11 protein-coding genes and 1 tRNA gene are annotated in these 15,643 nt (G+C 59.4%); 6 read left to right on the top strand and 6 right to left on the bottom strand.

The features are described from left to right. The first annotated feature begins 153 nt into the window (after window positions 1-153). Window positions 154-1,422, top strand: a complete 1,269-nt coding sequence (locus tag GAL_RS07445; protein WP_024096973.1) for a calcium-binding protein — start codon at window positions 154-156, stop codon at window positions 1,420-1,422. Window positions 1,423-1,636: 214 nt separating this feature from the next. Here the strand turns inward: GAL_RS07445 and tig are convergent, their stop codons facing one another. Both tig and GAL_RS07435 read right to left on the bottom strand, forming a co-directional pair. After that, window positions 1,637-2,968 carry a trigger factor gene (gene tig, locus GAL_RS07440; RefSeq protein ID WP_024096972.1) on the bottom strand — a complete coding sequence of 444 codons (1,332 nt, stop codon included), beginning with the start codon at window positions 2,966-2,968 and terminating at the stop codon, window positions 1,637-1,639. A 257-nt stretch (window positions 2,969-3,225) separates the two neighbouring features. Continuing rightward, window positions 3,226-4,356, bottom strand: a complete 1,131-nt coding sequence (locus GAL_RS07435) for a porin (RefSeq protein ID WP_024096971.1) — start codon at window positions 4,354-4,356, stop codon at window positions 3,226-3,228. Between the two features lie 409 nt (window positions 4,357-4,765). Here GAL_RS07435 and GAL_RS07430 point away from each other — a divergent pair, with 409 nt between their 5' ends. Beyond that, on the top strand, window positions 4,766-6,970 hold the full coding sequence (locus GAL_RS07430) for a methyl-accepting chemotaxis protein (protein ID WP_024096970.1): 2,205 nt from the start codon (window positions 4,766-4,768) through the stop codon (window positions 6,968-6,970). Window positions 6,971-7,144: 174 nt separating this feature from the next. Here GAL_RS07430 and GAL_RS07425 read toward each other — a convergent pair. Both GAL_RS07425 and GAL_RS07420 read right to left on the bottom strand, forming a co-directional pair. Then, window positions 7,145-7,229: transfer RNA gene (locus tag GAL_RS07425), tRNA-Leu, on the bottom strand. Window positions 7,230-7,344: 115 nt separating this feature from the next. Further along, a complete protein-coding gene (locus GAL_RS07420) occupies window positions 7,345-9,036 on the bottom strand; it encodes a bifunctional ADP-dependent NAD(P)H-hydrate dehydratase/NAD(P)H-hydrate epimerase (RefSeq protein ID WP_024096969.1) in 1,692 nt (563 codons plus the stop codon). Window positions 9,037-9,228: 192 nt separating this feature from the next. Here GAL_RS07420 and GAL_RS07415 point away from each other — a divergent pair, with 192 nt between their 5' ends. The 3 genes from GAL_RS07415 (at window position 9,229) to GAL_RS07405 (ending at window position 12,634) form a co-directional block, all read left to right on the top strand. Then, window positions 9,229-9,567, top strand: coding sequence for a P-II family nitrogen regulator (locus GAL_RS07415; protein WP_014874894.1), 339 nt, complete (start codon window positions 9,229-9,231; stop codon window positions 9,565-9,567). Window positions 9,568-9,660: 93 nt separating this feature from the next. After that, complete coding sequence (gene glnA, locus GAL_RS07410; protein WP_024096968.1) at window positions 9,661-11,067, top strand: type I glutamate--ammonia ligase; 1,407 nt, start codon at window positions 9,661-9,663, stop codon at window positions 11,065-11,067. 541 nt (window positions 11,068-11,608) lie between these two features. Further along, window positions 11,609-12,634: a hypothetical protein gene (locus GAL_RS07405; RefSeq protein ID WP_024096967.1), complete on the top strand. Its 1,026-nt coding sequence runs from the start codon at window positions 11,609-11,611 to the stop codon at window positions 12,632-12,634. Window positions 12,635-12,671: 37 nt separating this feature from the next. Here GAL_RS07405 and GAL_RS07400 read toward each other — a convergent pair whose 3' ends face one another. Then, complete coding sequence (locus GAL_RS07400; protein WP_024096966.1) at window positions 12,672-13,430, bottom strand: heme-dependent oxidative N-demethylase family protein; 759 nt, start codon at window positions 13,428-13,430, stop codon at window positions 12,672-12,674. A 187-nt stretch (window positions 13,431-13,617) separates the two neighbouring features. Here GAL_RS07400 and dddP point away from each other — a divergent pair, with 187 nt between their 5' ends. Beyond that, window positions 13,618-14,961: a dimethylsulfonioproprionate lyase DddP gene (dddP, locus tag GAL_RS07395; RefSeq protein WP_024096965.1), complete on the top strand. Its 1,344-nt coding sequence runs from the start codon at window positions 13,618-13,620 to the stop codon at window positions 14,959-14,961. A 75-nt stretch (window positions 14,962-15,036) separates the two neighbouring features. Here the strand turns inward: dddP and GAL_RS07390 are convergent, their stop codons facing one another. Further along, window positions 15,037-15,597 carry an NUDIX hydrolase gene (locus tag GAL_RS07390; RefSeq protein ID WP_024096964.1) on the bottom strand — a complete coding sequence of 187 codons (561 nt, stop codon included), beginning with the start codon at window positions 15,595-15,597 and terminating at the stop codon, window positions 15,037-15,039. Window positions 15,598-15,643: the final 46 nt, after the last annotated feature.

Genomic DNA, 15,643 nt, shown 5'->3' with positions numbered 1-15,643 from the left:
AAAATTACGCTCTGCTTACTCTTTTTTAGGCATTTGTTTGCCAAATTTCTGCCCCCTTCTTGCGACAGAGTTTTCCGGCATGCCATGTGTCGGACAACGCTGAATACCAGCAGTCCGCGTCAAGACGGTTGATACGCAAGAGGAGCAGTGACGATGCCGAATGGCAGTTTCAACGACTTTCGTAATGCGCTTCTGGCGTTTGAATCCGGCTGGGACCGGGACCGCTATGATGCGGGCCAGATCAGCGACGCACAGCTGACACAATGGGCCGGTGCTCCGATCGGCAGTTTCTATCCGGGGCTAAGCAGCTGGGGTCAGCTGAACGCCACTCAATGGCGCGATATGGCCTATCACTCGACCAACTCGCTCGGCTTTGTCGGCTATCAGTTTGGCGAGGCGCTACTGATTGACCTCGGTTATTACCGGGATGATTTTTATTACCTGGGCGGTGATAGCATCAACCGCTGGGATGGCACCTGGACCGGTAAGAATGGCGTAAACAGCCTCGATGATTTCAAGACCCATGCCGCGCAGGATACGGCCATCAATGAGGCTTTTGGCTATAATTTCGAGATGCTCAGCCACTATCTTGGCCAGCAAGGGCGCAGCCTCGCCGATTACGTAGGCGAAACTATCTCCTACCGCGATGTGAATGGCGCCATGGTTGAGGTTACCCTGTCCCTGACCGGGTTGATGGCCGCGGCGCATCTGCGCGGTGCTTCCGGGTTGGCGACGCTGCTGCTGAGCGACACCGCGTCGACAGATGAATACGGCACTTCGATTCTGAAATATGTCAAGGATTTTGGCGGCTACGACAGCCCCACCGCCGACGCGCTGATCGCCTTCTGGCAGGATCGCAAGGCAGGTGGTAACGCGCCGCTGGATATGGGCGAGCCTGAGGTAGGTGAAACCCTGCTTGGAACTGTCAGCCGCGATGTGCTTGACGGAACCAGAGCGGATGATCTGATTTCAGGCCGAGGTGGCAATGACAGGCTCCAAGGACGCGCCGGAGACGATGATCTGCGCGGCGGCAGCGGTCGGGACCGCCTGATCGGACAGAGTGGTGACGACAAGCTGAATGGCTCCCATGGGGCTGACACGATCCGCGGTGGTGCAGGCAATGACACGCTGGTTGGCGGCAACGGCAATGACAAGCTGTTCGGCCAGCAGGGCAATGACCTGCTGATCGGCGGCAACGGCGCCGATACATTTGCCTTCGGCAGCAATCACGGGCGCGCGCGGATCCGCGACTTCGAGATCGGAACCGACAAGATCGATATCCTCAGCGGGGCTGAGACCCTCGATCAGGTCGATTTCACCGCGAAAGGCAACCACGTTGTGATGGCCTTCGACAACGTGGTTGTAACCGTGGAGAATGTTTCGGTGGCGGAGTTGTCAAACTCCGATAACTTTTTGTTCTGACACTCGTTTCCGACGACGGTCGGAGAGACCAAGTTGACGTTATTTCACGCCGCCCCTGGATAAACCCAAGGGCGGTTTTTGCTTGTGACGGGGCGCCCCAACCGATCCGGGCGGGACCGGTAGAGCTGATAAAGAAAAAGGCCACCCACGGGGGCGGCCTGTTCCAAAGTCAGAAGCAAAAGCCTGCGCCAGCGCGCAGGCCCGAGATGTCTGATTACTCGTCTTCCAGGGCTTCAACAGCAGCCTGCAGATCGTCCTTGGACACTTCTTTCTCGTCCACTTTTGCCTGCTCGGCGATGTGGTCGATCACTTTGTCTTCAAAGATCGGCGCGCGCAGCTGCTGCTGCATCTGAGCGTTCTGCTGGATGAACTCAAAGAACTGACGTTCCTGACCAGGGTACTGGCGTGCCTGCTGCATAATCGCCTGGGTCATTTCCGCGTCGGTCACTTCGACTTCGGCTTTCTGGCCCAGTTCTGCCAGCAGGAGGCCCAGACGCACGCGGCGCTCGGCCAGCTTGTTGTGCTCGTCAGTAGCTTCGACCTCGTCGTGGTCGTGGCCCTGAACTTCAGGGTTTTCCTCGTGCCACAGCTGGTGCGCGATCTGCTTGGCTTCTGCTTCGACCAGCGAGGGCGGCAGGTCAAAGGAGACCAGATCGTCCAGCTTGTCCAGCAGGCCACGCTTCATCACAGCACGGGCCGCACCGGCGTATTCGGCTTCCAGACGCTCGGAGATCTGACCTTTCAGGCCAGCGAGGTCTTCGGCACCAAATTTCTGCGCCAGCTCGTCGTTGATCTCTGCCGCTTTGGGGGCTTTCACCTCTTTCACGGTGCAGGAGAACACGGCTTCTTTCCCAGCCAGATGCTCGGCCTGGTATTCCTCGGGGAAGGTGACGGTTACGTCTTTCTCTTCGCCCGCTTTGGTGCCGACCAGCTGCTCTTCGAAACCGGGGATGAAGGAGTTGGAGCCCAGTGTCAGCGGGTAGTCGTCGCCTGCGCCGCCATCAAAGGCTTCGCCGTCAACCTTACCAACGAAATCGATGACAACCTGATCACCATCTTCTGCTGCGGCACCGTCTTCGCGGGCTTCGAAGTCCTGCGCGGTTTCCGCGAGGTTGGCCAGCGCTTCTTCAACGGCCGCGTCGTCGGCTTTCACAACCAGCTTTTCCAGTTCAACACCGGAAAGATCAACTTCGGGGATCTCAGGCAGCGCCTCATAGGACATCTCGACGTTGACGTCGTCGCCCTCTTTCCAGTCTTCGTTGGTCATTTTCACGTCGGGCTGCATCGCCGGACGGTCACCGCTTTCCTCGAAGTGCTTGTTCATCGCACCGTCGATGGTTTCCTGCATCGCTTCGCCGATCAGACGCTGGCCGAACTGCTTTTTCAGCAGCGCCATGGGAACCTTGCCCTTGCGGAAGCCTTTCATCTCGACTTCGGGCTGTGCCTCGACCAGTTTCTCATTGACCTTTGCGTCCAGCTCGGCGGCGGTGACGGTGATCGCGTAACCGCGTTTCAGACCTTCGTTCAGCGTCTCGGTGACCTGCATCATATTCCCCATAGAGATTCGGGGCGCGCGCGCAGGCGCTCCCCCAGACAATTTGTGGCCTTCTATTTGCACATGAGCGGCGGCGCAAGGGGGATTGCCTCAAGAGCGGCCTCGACCGGGCCGGATGCGGCGTTTTTTGGCCCCTAAAGTAGAAAAACACGCCCAGAGGGGCGTGTTTTAATAACGTGCTACCGGTGAAGGTCCGAGGGGGCCGCTGCGTTCGACCTGATGCGAGCGCCCTGCCCCGATGGATTGGATCAGAACTTCCAGCGGGCCCCTGCCATAATGGACGAAGAGTCCTGATAGCTGGTCGCGCTGGTATCTGAGTAGGAGTAGTCGCGGTAGGCGACATAAGTCTCAAGGTTCAGATTGTCGAAATTCTGAACCGCCGCGACGCCCCAGGATTCAGCACTATCGCCGCTGGTGACCATGTCGGAGCCGTCATAGTAGTCGATCGCAAAGGAGGTCGCCCCGACGGACAGGAAATTCGCGGTGTAGCCCAGCTTGGCGAAGGCATAATCGCCGCCTGTATCCCGGTCGCCGCCAGCAACAGCGAAGGACACGCCTGACGGCTCATGCAGTGCCGCAAAAGAGGCTACAATATCACGAGTTTTGGTGCCGGGGCCGTTCTCATTCCACACCGCCCCCAAGGCACCATTGATGGTAAAGTCACCAAGGTCATCATTGGTGTAGCGCACCGCAACATCATAGGCTTCGCGGTCAGAGTTCGAGCGCAGAATTTCCTCACCGTAGGACGCCGACACGGTGAAGCCACTGAACTCCGGTGTGTCATAGCGCACCCGGCCCAAACGGCCACCGTCAAGACTGCGGAACGCCGAGCCGATGCTGACGCCGGAAAGCGCACCAGCAGAGGTACGGAACAGGAAACCGCCAGCAGAATCCGCAATCGAGGAGGTCTGGATCACGCCAGTTCCGGAGAGATCAGACTCCGCCAACCCATCCGAGGCCATGGATCCCTGACCGAAAGAGAACGTGCCATAGCGCGCCGTCGCATATTGAATATCGACCTTGCGGATCCGGGTGCGGTCCCAGCTGATGTTCTGAGGACGGCCATTTTGATCAACGCCATCCGAAGAGCGCAGACCAAACGCGGTCTCAAAATTGAACCGCAGGGTATTCTCGCCGAAGGGCTGTTCCAGCCAGAACCCGATACGGGAGTTTGAATTGGCATTGTCGACAAGCGCGCTGAAATCGTCGCCGCCGTCGTCAAACGACTGGAAGGAGGGGGTGAACTGACCATAGTAGCGGAAGGTCCCGCCCGAGTTGTTCTCATAGGTTGGTCCGGCCACCGCAGGCGCTGCAAGGCCGACAAAAAGCCCGGAGACCAAGGCCGTCGCCCCGAGGTGAGAGGCAAATCTGGTGTTCATGAGGAGATGCTCCAATATTGTACAGGGCAGCTCCCTCTCCATCCCTGAGGGGCTGACCTGGCGCAGGTGCTATCACGCGTTTTTTCGCGACTGTACTCTTGAAATATGTCGCGTCGCTTCCCTTGCCAGCAACAGCGGAAATTCTCTCAGAATTGTGAACTCCGTCCCCAGCTTTCTGGTCCCTGGCCTGCTATCCGCTATCCCTGCCGATCTTCAGGCCGCGACCACAAGTCTCTTCCGATCAACCCAAAAAAACCGCTCAACCGCGCAACGGGCATTGCGGAATGTAAAACCGGTGCAGGCAGTTGTCTTCTGAGGGTATGAAACATACAGATTTTTCGCAAGTTTCCATAATTTGTTAACAGCCTGCCGATAGCCGTGACAGATCGATAAAACAGGTACTTAGACTATGAAATTCAAGACTTCCATCAAGACGGCCATATTTCTGATCGTCTTTCTGGCCAGCGCAGTCATGTTCGCCCTGATCGGACTGTCACGCTACACGGAACAGCTGCGCACAGAGATCGAGGCGGAGGTTACTGCCGTCGAAGGGTTTGCACAAACACTGTCAGAGGTGAGCGTTGATTTTCAGAGTACCCGTCTAGTGGAGATGAGCTTTCGCCTGAAACCAAGCCACGACATCCTCGCCACGCAGGCTGATACGATGGCGCATCTTTCCAACCGGATTGAGAGTGCAAAAAACCAGATCTCAGCGCTGGACGGCATGGCGGAGGCCTCAGACAATCTGCGCCAGCTGGCCGCAGCGATCACCGCTTATGAGGCCGGTTTTGCCGAGGTGGTCGCCAGTCAGGAAAAGCTGGGCTTTGACGAAACCGATGGGCTGCAGGGGGCGCTGCGCAGCTCCGTCCGCAGCATTGAGACGGCGCTGAAAGACACTGCTGAACCCGACATGACAGTCAAAATGCTGATGATGCGCCGTCATGAAAAAGACTTCATCATGCGCCACGCCACAAAATACATCGATCGGCTGAACGCACGGGTGGATGAGTTCCGCGCCTTTCCTGGCAGCTACTACAAAAACATCTCACAGCGCGCCCGGATCGGCAGCTTGCTGACCAGCTATCAGAAGTCCTTCAATGCTTATGCTGAGGAAGTCACTCAGATCGATGACCACTACAAGGCGCTGGACGCCATTGAGACGGCCGCCGAACCGGTGCTGGCCGCTATTAATGATCAGACGACTGCACGGCTGGACACGATCCATGCCAGCGCCGCCGCGGCAATCGCTACAGCGAATTCGAATGCGCTTAAGGCTGGGTTTGGCGGGCTTAGCGTCTTTGTCGTGGTGGCGTTCTTCCTGGCCATCGGCATCTCGCGCCCGCTATCGCGGGTCAATGTGGTCCTGCAAAAGATCATGTCCGGCGATTTCTCCACCCCTGCCCCACAATCGCGCATCAGGGAAGTGTCCACCATTGCCGCCGCCGTCGAAGATCTGCGCGCCGACAATGCCACGAAGGACAAGCTGACCCGTGATATCGCTGAGGTGATCCGCGCCTGCGCCGACGGTGATTTCTCCAAACGCCTGCAGGTGGAGGGGGCCAGCGGCTCCTTTGCGGAGCTGGGCCGCGGCGTGAATGCCATTGGCGACGCCGCCGAGGGCGGGTTGGGCGCCATTCGTCAGGTTCTGGATACGCTCGCCGCCGGCGATCTGACCCAACGGATGCCGGCTGGACAGAAGGGCATCTTCAAGGAGATCGCCAACGCGGCTGATAACCTCCGCGACAATCTGACCGGAATGGTGCAGCAACTGTCGCACAGTAGCGAAGTCCTGAATTCTACCGCCGCAGAAATCGCCGCGGCCGCAGATGACGCCTCGCGCCGGGGCGAAACCTCCGCCGCCTCCCTTGAGGAAACGGCCGCCGCTCTGCAAACGCTGGGTGACACCGTGCGCGGCACGGCCGAGGGGTCAGAACAGGCCAAAGACATCGTGCGCGACGCCTTCACCCAAGCCCGCACCACCAGCGAACTGGCCAGCCAGACCATCAGCGCGATGCAGCGGATTGAGGATTCCTCCGGCGCCATCGCCAAGATCACCGACCTGATCGAAGATCTGGCCTTCCAGACCAACCTTCTGGCGCTGAACGCCGGGGTCGAGGCCGCCCGCGCCGGCGAAGCCGGTCGCGGTTTTGCGGTCGTCGCATCCGAGGTGCGCGGCCTTGCGCAGCGCTCAGCCGATGCGGTGCAAGAAATCAACCAACTGATTGAGGTCAGCACCCATGAGGTGGCACAGGGCGTGAAACTGGTCGATCAAACCGGCACAGCCCTCGCCTCCATCCAGAGTTCGGTCGAGGCAGTGGTGGTTAAGGTCGAGCAGATTGCCGCCACCACGGTCGAGCAATCCAATGGGCTCTCGGAGGTGAACACTGCGGTTGTCAGTCTTGATCAGAATGCGCAGAAAAACTCCGCCATGCTGGAACAGACCGCCGCTGCTGGCCAGATGCTGCGCGAGGAGGCCCAGACATTGGTCCAGGCGGTTTCGGGATTCGCCATTGATCCCGCCAGTCGCGTCAAGGAGCGCACCCCGCCGCCCGCTACCGACGATTGGGCCGACACCACCTTTGATGACAGCGATACCTACGCCCGCTCAGCGTGATGGGGAAGAGACCATCGCATCGGTTCGAGACAAAAGGACGGGAGACACCTGATGCAACGGGTGTCTCTCAGATTGACGACCTATTCCAGACCCCCAGCGAACAACAAAGTGGGGGCCAGAGTGCGGACCGCAATCCCGCAATGATGAAATTACTCAACAGTATCAGGGGATAAATGGTGCGGGTGAAGGGACTTGAACCCCCACGCCTTGCGGCGCCAGAACCTAAATCTGGTGCGTCTACCAATTCCGCCACACCCGCATCCTCACGATGGGCAGACCCACCGTGAGGCGCTCAATAGCAAAGCTTTTCGGTGGATGCAAAAGGGAAAGCGACCTTCGGGCAAACTTTTCCATACTTTGAATCCATCCTCCGTCTACGGGATGTCGAACCTGCGAAGAACAGCCGGGATTTGCTCCGGCAGATCCTCAGCGATGAGCCCTGGGCCGAAGCCTAACGCGCATTCAACATGCAGATATGCAGCTGTTTCTGCGGCCTGAATCGGGTCCAATCCGCGCGCCATTAACCCTGTGACAAACCCGGCCAGCACGTCGCCCGATCCGGCGGTCGCCAGCCAGGGCGCGGACCGCTCGTAATGGGCGGAATTGACAGAGCAGCGCCCATCCGGCGCGGCGATCACCGTATCCGGCCCCTTGAACAGAACCACGCAGCCCGCGCGTTTGGCGGCCTCGCGGGTGGCGTCCACCTTGGAATAGGCGGGGCCGGTTGTGGCTGGCGCGTTCAGTTTCTCTGCCAGATCTGGAAAGAGCCGCGCAAATTCACCGCCATGCGGGGTGATGACACAGTTTTCCTGCAAAGCCTCAAACAGCACCTCAGCGCGGTCCTCAAACTGCGTCAGCGCATCTGCATCCAGAACCGTGGCGCGGTTTGCCTGCAAGACCTCCAGAACTAAGCCCTCACGATCAGCGTCCAGCCCAAGCCCCGGCCCAAGACAAACCGCGTTGATACGGCTGTCCTGCAACAGCGTGCGCAGCTCATCCGCGCCATCCATCTGTCGCAACATAATCGCGGTCAGCTGGCAGGCGTTTTCCATCATCGTCGCACGTGGCGCACCAACCGTGACCAGTCCAGCCCCGATCCGCAACGCGCCGCGAGCGGCCAGCCGCGCAGCGCCGGTCTTACCATGGCCGCCGGAGAGGACGAGGGCGTGGCCGTGGGTATACTTATGCTCCTCCGTTTCTTTCCCAAGATACGGCGAGACCAGTTCGGGCGACACAAGAGTAGCAACGACCCGCCCCATTCCTCGGCCCTTCTCAAGCCGATGAAAGTCGGCCAATGCCTGTCGTGCAGCCTCACCCCAATCATGCCCGCCCAGCCCAATGTCGACGGTCCTCACTGCCCCACAGTAACTCGGTCTCTCATCAATGAAATGGCCGATACGTGGCCGGTGAAAGGTGACGGTAAGCCAACTCCAGACCGCCCCGAATTCCGGACAAAGCGCGCGGCCGCTGTCCATGCACAGCCCCGTTGGCGCATCAATCGCAGCCATACGCCCGAATGTCTTGCCCTCGGTGTAGAGCTTGGTCAGCGGTTCAAGGATCTCGCACGCAGGCGCCCGTTTCAGGCCCGCGCCGAAAAGCGCATCAACAAAGAGATCCGCAACCTCCTCGCCAACCCGTTGCGCATCCCAGGCGTTGACAGCACCCAACTCCCGCCACCGCTCATAATTCACCTTCGCATGCGGTGGCAGCTTGTCCGGGTCTCCATACAGAAACACCTCCACTTCCCAGCCGCGCTCTTTCATGAGCCGCGCCACCACAAACCCGTCGCCGCCGTTGTTGCCCGGCCCGCATAAAACCACTGCACGCCGGCGGGCTCCGCTGCCCATCTTCTGGCCTGAAATATCCCGGGGGGAGGCCGAAGGCCGGGGGGCAGCGCCCCCAGCCTTGCGGCCTATATCCGCATCCAGCTCCGGCCACTCCTCTAAGATGGCCCCAACCACCCCCTGCCCGGCCCGTTCCATCAGTTCCAGCCCGGTGACTTCACCGGACGCGATGGCGGCCTGTTCGATGGCGCGCATCTGGGCGGCGGTCAGCAGTTCGGTCATGTCAGGGGCCTCTTTTTCCTGTCGTGGTCATGTCGCGATTCAAAAATGCGCGAAAATCAGGCGCTGTGCTTAATTTTTAGGCAGCCATCGAGAAATCATGCACAGTTTCGCCGCAGCGCTTGCGGCTATTATTGTCCCTGCCCAATAGAAGTGATCTGACCTCTCTCGACAAGGTTGCGAGGAGCCATCCCGATGAAAAAAATCGAAGCCATCATCAAGCCGTTCAAACTGGACGAGGTGAAGGAAGCCTTGCAGGACGTCGGCGTGCAAGGCCTGTCGGTGATCGAGGTCAAGGGCTTTGGCCGTCAGAAAGGTCACACCGAACTTTATCGTGGCGCGGAATATGTCGTCGACTTTCTGCCGAAGGTGAAAATCGAGGTGGTACTGGACGACGATCAGGTCGACGCCGCCATCGAAGCCATTGTGGCCGCAGCCAAGACCGACAAGATCGGTGACGGCAAGATCTTTGTCTCGCCCGTCGAGCAGGCCATCCGCATCCGTACCGGCGAAACCGGCTCGGACGCGCTCTGAACCTGACACCAGAACACAGGGGTGCCCACCGTCGCTGATGGGTGCGGCAGCCCAGATACACTCAAGATGACAAGATCAGAAGGACCATTTGAAATGAGCGCAGACGCAGTTCTGAAGATGATCAAGGACGAAGACATCGCCTATGTCGACATCCGTTTTACCGATGTGCGGGGCAAGCTCCAGCACGTGACCGTTGATGTCGACCTGGTGGACGAAGACTTCATCGAAGAAGGCTTCATGTTCGACGGCTCCTCCATCGCTGGCTGGAAGTCGATCGAAAACTCCGACATGAAACTGATCCTCGACACCAGCTCCGCCTATGTCGATCCGTTTTACGCCGAAAAAACCCTCTGCATCCACTGCTCCGTGGTTGAGCCCGACACCGGCGAAGCCTACCCACGTGACCCGCGCGGCACCGCGCAAAAGGCCGAGGCCTATCTGAAATCCTCCGGCATCGGTGATGTGGCCTATATGGGTCCCGAAGCGGAATTCTTCCTGTTTGACGATGTGCGGTTCTCCAACACCATCAACAAAGTGTCCTTTGAGGTCGACGCCACCGACGCCTCCTGGAACACCGATACCGAATATGAAATGGGCAACATGGGCCACCGTCCCGGCATCAAGGGCGGTTACTTCCCGGTGAACCCCATTGACGAGGCTCAGGATCTGCGCTCCGAGATGCTCTCGACCATGAAGCGCCTGGGCATGAAGGTAGACAAGCACCACCACGAGGTGGCCTCCTGCCAGCACGAGCTGGGTCTGATCTTTGACAGCCTGACCAAACAGGCCGATGAGCTTCAGAAGTACAAATATGTGATCCACAACGTGGCCCACGCCTATGGCAAATCGGCGACCTTCATGCCGAAACCGATCTATGGTGACAACGGCACCGGCATGCACGTCAACATGTCGATCTGGAAAGACGGCAAGCCGCTCTTTGCAGGTGATAAATATGCTGACCTCTCCAATGAGGCGCTGTATTTCATCGGCGGGATCCTGAAGCACGCCAAGACGCTGAACGCCTTCACCAACCCGTCCACCAACTCCTACAAGCGCCTGATCCCTGGCTTTGAAGCGCCGGTTCTGCGCGCCTACTCCGCCCGCAACCGCTCCGGCTGCGTGCGGATCCCATGGACCGAAAGCCCGAAAGCCAAGCGCGTCGAGGCCCGTTTCCCCGATCCGGCGGCCAACCCCTACCTGTGCTTCGCTGCGCTGTTGATGGCCGGTCTGGACGGCATCAAGAACAAGATCGATCCGGGCGAAGCCATGGATAAAAACCTCTATGATCTGCCCGCAGAAGAGCTGGCCGACATCCCCACCGTCTGCGGCTCCCTGCGCGAAGCGCTGGAATCGCTGGCTGGCGATCACGACTTCCTGCTGCAGGGTGACGTGTTCACGAAAGACCAGATCGAAGGCTATATCGCCCTCAAGATGGAAGAGGTGGAAACCTACGAACACACGCCGCATCCGGTGGAATACGGCATGTACTACAGCTGCTGATCCCCGATCACGCAGATTTACTGGGCGCTCCCATCTGTTGGGGGCGCCTTTTTCGTATGCAAAGCCCCCGCCGTTTGCAGCCCCCCAGCCCCGGCTCGCGGCCAAACTTTGTCTGACTGATGCGCCCCCTCCGCCTGTAACACTGCCCCCGGTTGACGCATTGGCTGCCGACCAGGCTGTCGCGCGCTCGGGATTTCATATTTTCAACACTGCCACCCCTCCCCCGGCGCAGCCCGATCGTTCCGCGCAAGCGCTCAAAATTGACCTAGCGTCACTCAATCGGAAACACTGTTGGCCTCACGCCTGATTTGTAAGGGCTACGGCATCAATATGGCCGTCAGCTGCCCAGTTCTTGCCCAAGTTCAAAGAGGCGCACAGGGTAGATGATTATTTTGATATTAATTTTCAAATAGTTAAAGAAATCGCAACACTACCCTCAAATTGGAAAGGATTTTTTTACCTCTCAGCTGTCACCGCCTCACTTTCTGCCATTTCAAATTTTAACTTAATTGCTGAAGCACCTGAGCGGAGGACCCTGACGGTGACACAGGTAGATCAGTATAAAGGCAAGCTGGGTTTTGAAATCCGGGACCCAGATGCGCTGTCCAGCGGCTCGACTGCTGTGGTCGATACATTGGAAGAATACGGCCACAGCGTGCGCCAGTTCCAATCGCGAAACCCCAATCTGATCCGCCTTGATTGTGATCACTACCGGGTTGAACTGCGCTACCGCCGCCATCCGATCAAACCGACGCAGGCCAGTGCCGTCGGCACTGACAGCACCGAGACACCGCTGCGCAGTTCGCTTGGCGTGACACTGACCCCAAATCACCCGGACCACTGCGATACTGAACTGAGCGAGATGTTGCTGGCGATGATCCTGCGCCGCCTGGCCGAGGATCTGGATGTGGCGACAGTGGACTGGCTGCATGTGCCCTTCACCCTGACACGGGACGCTTTCCTTGGGGTATTTGAAGACGCGGAAACGCAGGTGGAACCCCACGCAGAGGCTGTTGGAGACCACGCCACGCTGGACATCTCTCCTGTGACCGAAATCGCCGCAGATATCGCCGACAGCAAAGCTGCCAAGTCGAACGCCCCGCTCAGCCCGCAAACAACACCCGAAGCGGACGCCCCTGTTGCAACACCGATTGACGCCGCCCTTGATACTCCGCCGCCCGTGCCACTGCCCTCTGACGGTCCCAAACCCGTTGAAAACGGGCGCCTACGGGGACGTGCCTGTTTTGAGCCGGTGGAGGTAACGGTTGCGCAGCTGGAAGAACATTACGCCGCAATGTTGCAGTCCCCAGACACCCGAGCCACCGGGCGTCATGCTGTCGAGGCGTGCAATCGAGCTCGGGCGCGCGCCAAAGCTGTTATGGCACATCCGCGCGGCGGTGAAGCCGCGGTTGCTCGGCTGGGCGGTGTTCTGGCAGCTATGCCGCAGCGGATAATCGCAACCACCGTCCATCTCCTGCGCAGCCCGCAGCTGCGTGGCCATCTTCACATTGTCTGCGGCGCGACGGCCCTTCTTGCACTGCAAAGCTCGGCTGCCATCGCCTTCTAGACCATCTCCTGGTCTCACGCCGGGCAGACAATTGCGGTTAGGCCGACGATGACCCCCACTGGGCCATCACATCCACACGGGTCACGACGCTGGTGTGGATGCTGAAAACAACGGCGCGACTACGTGGTAGGCGCAGGATGGTTTGCCGCTCACTGCGCATATACCCCGCAGTTTCTGCGCCGGGACGCGGGCGATCGCCACTGACACGGCGCGGCTGATGCAGCGTCGCATCGGCGTACCACAACGCATTGAACCGCCACATCGGCCGCCCCACCTGCACCCCGTCAAACAGCCGCTGCACCCGCGCAGCAATGCCAGCATCATAGCTATCGACCGGCTCGTGAATGGCAATCAGTGGCCGCCCTGCTTTCTCCGCCAGCGTCCAATTTGCGGGAAAGCACAGAACTGCGCCAGTCAACACATGTTCCGGCGCGCCCTCCGGTTTTTCCAGGATGCAGAAATCCTGCTGGGTAATCCGGCCAAGCGTACCCAGCGGATCCTGCCAATCTAATGCCACCTTGACCCCATCCGGGCGGGTCACATGGGTCCGGGCAGTATCCGGGTAGAGCTGCGCCAAAACCGCCTCCAAAAGCTCAGAGGCCGCTGGCATGGCCTCGGGCGCGCAATACAGGACCTGCGTACGGCATTGCTGCAACAGCCGCTCTCGTTCCGCCATCTGCCCGGCGTAAGCATCATCAAAATGCAACCAGTCCTCCGGCGACAATGGTTGGATACCGGGCAGCTTGCGCTCTTCCAGCGGATTATACGGCAGGCGGGTTTGCAGAATCTTAGTCATGACACTTTGTAGCAAGCTAGAGGCGTAGCGCCACCCGCGACGTGAGACACGCTGCCCCGAACACATCTGTCTGAAAACGACCGTTTGCGCGGTCGCATTTGGTAGCGACTCATCCGCGCGGCACGGATCACATTGGACAGAGATGTACAGCATCCAATTCAAGACGATGTCGACTACGGAGCCAGAGATGAACGAGCATTACCGCGACACCCGCAAGATCGACCCCACGCGCGGTGCCACTCTTGGCGACAATACCCCCAATGATCAGGACCGGGTCGAAATTGGGCCGACCCGGCTGGCCTTTGGCGAATGGGCGGCTGCGGGTCTTCAACTGCCCGATCTTCAGGCCATGCGGCGCTATCGCTGGGAGCGGCTCACCCGGTTCATCAATGATCGCGATTATGCCGGACTGTTGGTGTTTGATCCGATGAATATCCGCTACGCGACGGATTCCACCAATATGCAGCTGTGGAACACCCATAATCCATTTCGCGCACTGCTGATCTGCGCCGACGGTTATATGGTGATGTGGGATTACAAACAGGCACCGTTTCTGAGTGAATTCAACCCGCTGGTGCGCGAACAGCGGGCCGGGGCCGATCTGTTTTACTTTGATCGCGGCGACAAGGTGGATGTGGCGGCGGATGCCTTCGCCAATGAGGTGCGCACATTGCTGGCGGAGCATAGCGGCGGCAACACGCGTCTTGCGGTGGACAAGATCATGCTGCACGGGCTGCGCGCGCTTGAGGCGCAGGGGCTTGAGGTCTTCCCCGGCGAAGAGCTGACCGAGAAATGCCGCGCGGTGAAAGGCCCGGATGAGATCCTCGCCATGCGCTGCGCCAATCACGCCTGTGAGACCGCCGTCGCCGAGATGGAGCGCTATGCCCGCAGCGCCATTCCCGGTGGCCAGATCAGCGAGGATGACGTCTGGGCCGTGCTGCACGCCGAAAACATCCGGCGCGGTGGTGAGTGGATCGAAACCCGACTGCTGACCTCAGGCCCGCGCACCAACCCGTGGTTTCAGGAATGTGGCGGGCGGATCATCCAGAACAATGAAATCGTCAGTTTTGACACCGATCTGGTCGGCTCCTACGGGATCTGCATCGATATTTCCCGCAGCTGGTGGATCGGTGACCGCCCCCCGCCCGCAGATATGGTCTATGCCATGCAGCACGGGGTCGAGCATATCCAGAGCAATATGGACATGCTGAAACCCGGCGTGAACCTGCAAGAGCTGTCGCGCAACTGCCATCCGCTGGATGCCCAGTTTCAGAAACAGAAATACGGCTGCATGATGCATGGCGTCGGGCTTTGCGATGAATGGCCGCTGGTGGCCTACCCGGATGCCATGGTCGAGGGCGCTTTCAACTATGATCTCGAGCCGGGCATGGTCCTCTGTGTTGAGGCGCTGGTCAGCCCCGAAGGCGGCGATTTCTCGATCAAGCTGGAGGATCAGGTGCTGATCACAGAGGACGGATATGAGAATCTCACCACCTACCCCTTTGATCCCGCACTGATGGGAAAGCTGTGATGCCCCGTCACAATGAACGGTGGGAAACGGCGGTCGTGCCCCTTATGGGGAACGGCCGCTGTCCCTGTGGCGCGGTCACGCGCCTCCGCTTTGCAACCGGGCCAGCTTATCCCGTAGGATCAGCACACTCTCTGCCTGACTATACTGCGCCAGCTCTGCCAGCGGCACCCAGGCCAGTGCCTTTGACTCCGCGCTGGCGCGGATATCCCCCGCCTCGGCGCGAAACAGGTAGCGCACATCATAGTGCAGATGCGCCGCCTCGCGGTTGCTGGCAGGAATCTCGTGGATATCAATATCGAACACATGATCAGACAGCAGGCTGATCCGGGCCAGACCGCTTTCTTCATAGGCTTCTTTCTGGGCGGTAAAACGCGCATCCGCAACGCCATCGCAATGCCCCCCGAGCTGGAGCCAGCGGTCCAGTTTGGCATGATGGGTCAGAAGCACAGCCGTCATATCCGGTGACATCACAAAGGCTGATCCGGTCACATGCCCGGTTGCCGGATCGCGGTCAAACGCCTTTGGCTCACGCGCACAAAACGCGGTCAGCCGCTGCCACATCGCGCGATCACGCGCATCCTGCGGCGCGAATTTTCCGATACCTGCGCAGGTGTCGGTCAAGTGGTCTGTTGTCAATATCCCTCACCTTCCCGTGACGTGGGCGGCGGATGCCTTGTACCCG

It is taken from the genome of Phaeobacter gallaeciensis DSM 26640, assembly GCF_000511385.1.
Lineage (GTDB): Bacteria > Pseudomonadota > Alphaproteobacteria > Rhodobacterales > Rhodobacteraceae > Phaeobacter > Phaeobacter gallaeciensis.
Note: the sequence above shows the minus strand (reverse complement) of the source record. Positions and strands in the feature narration are given on the sequence as shown.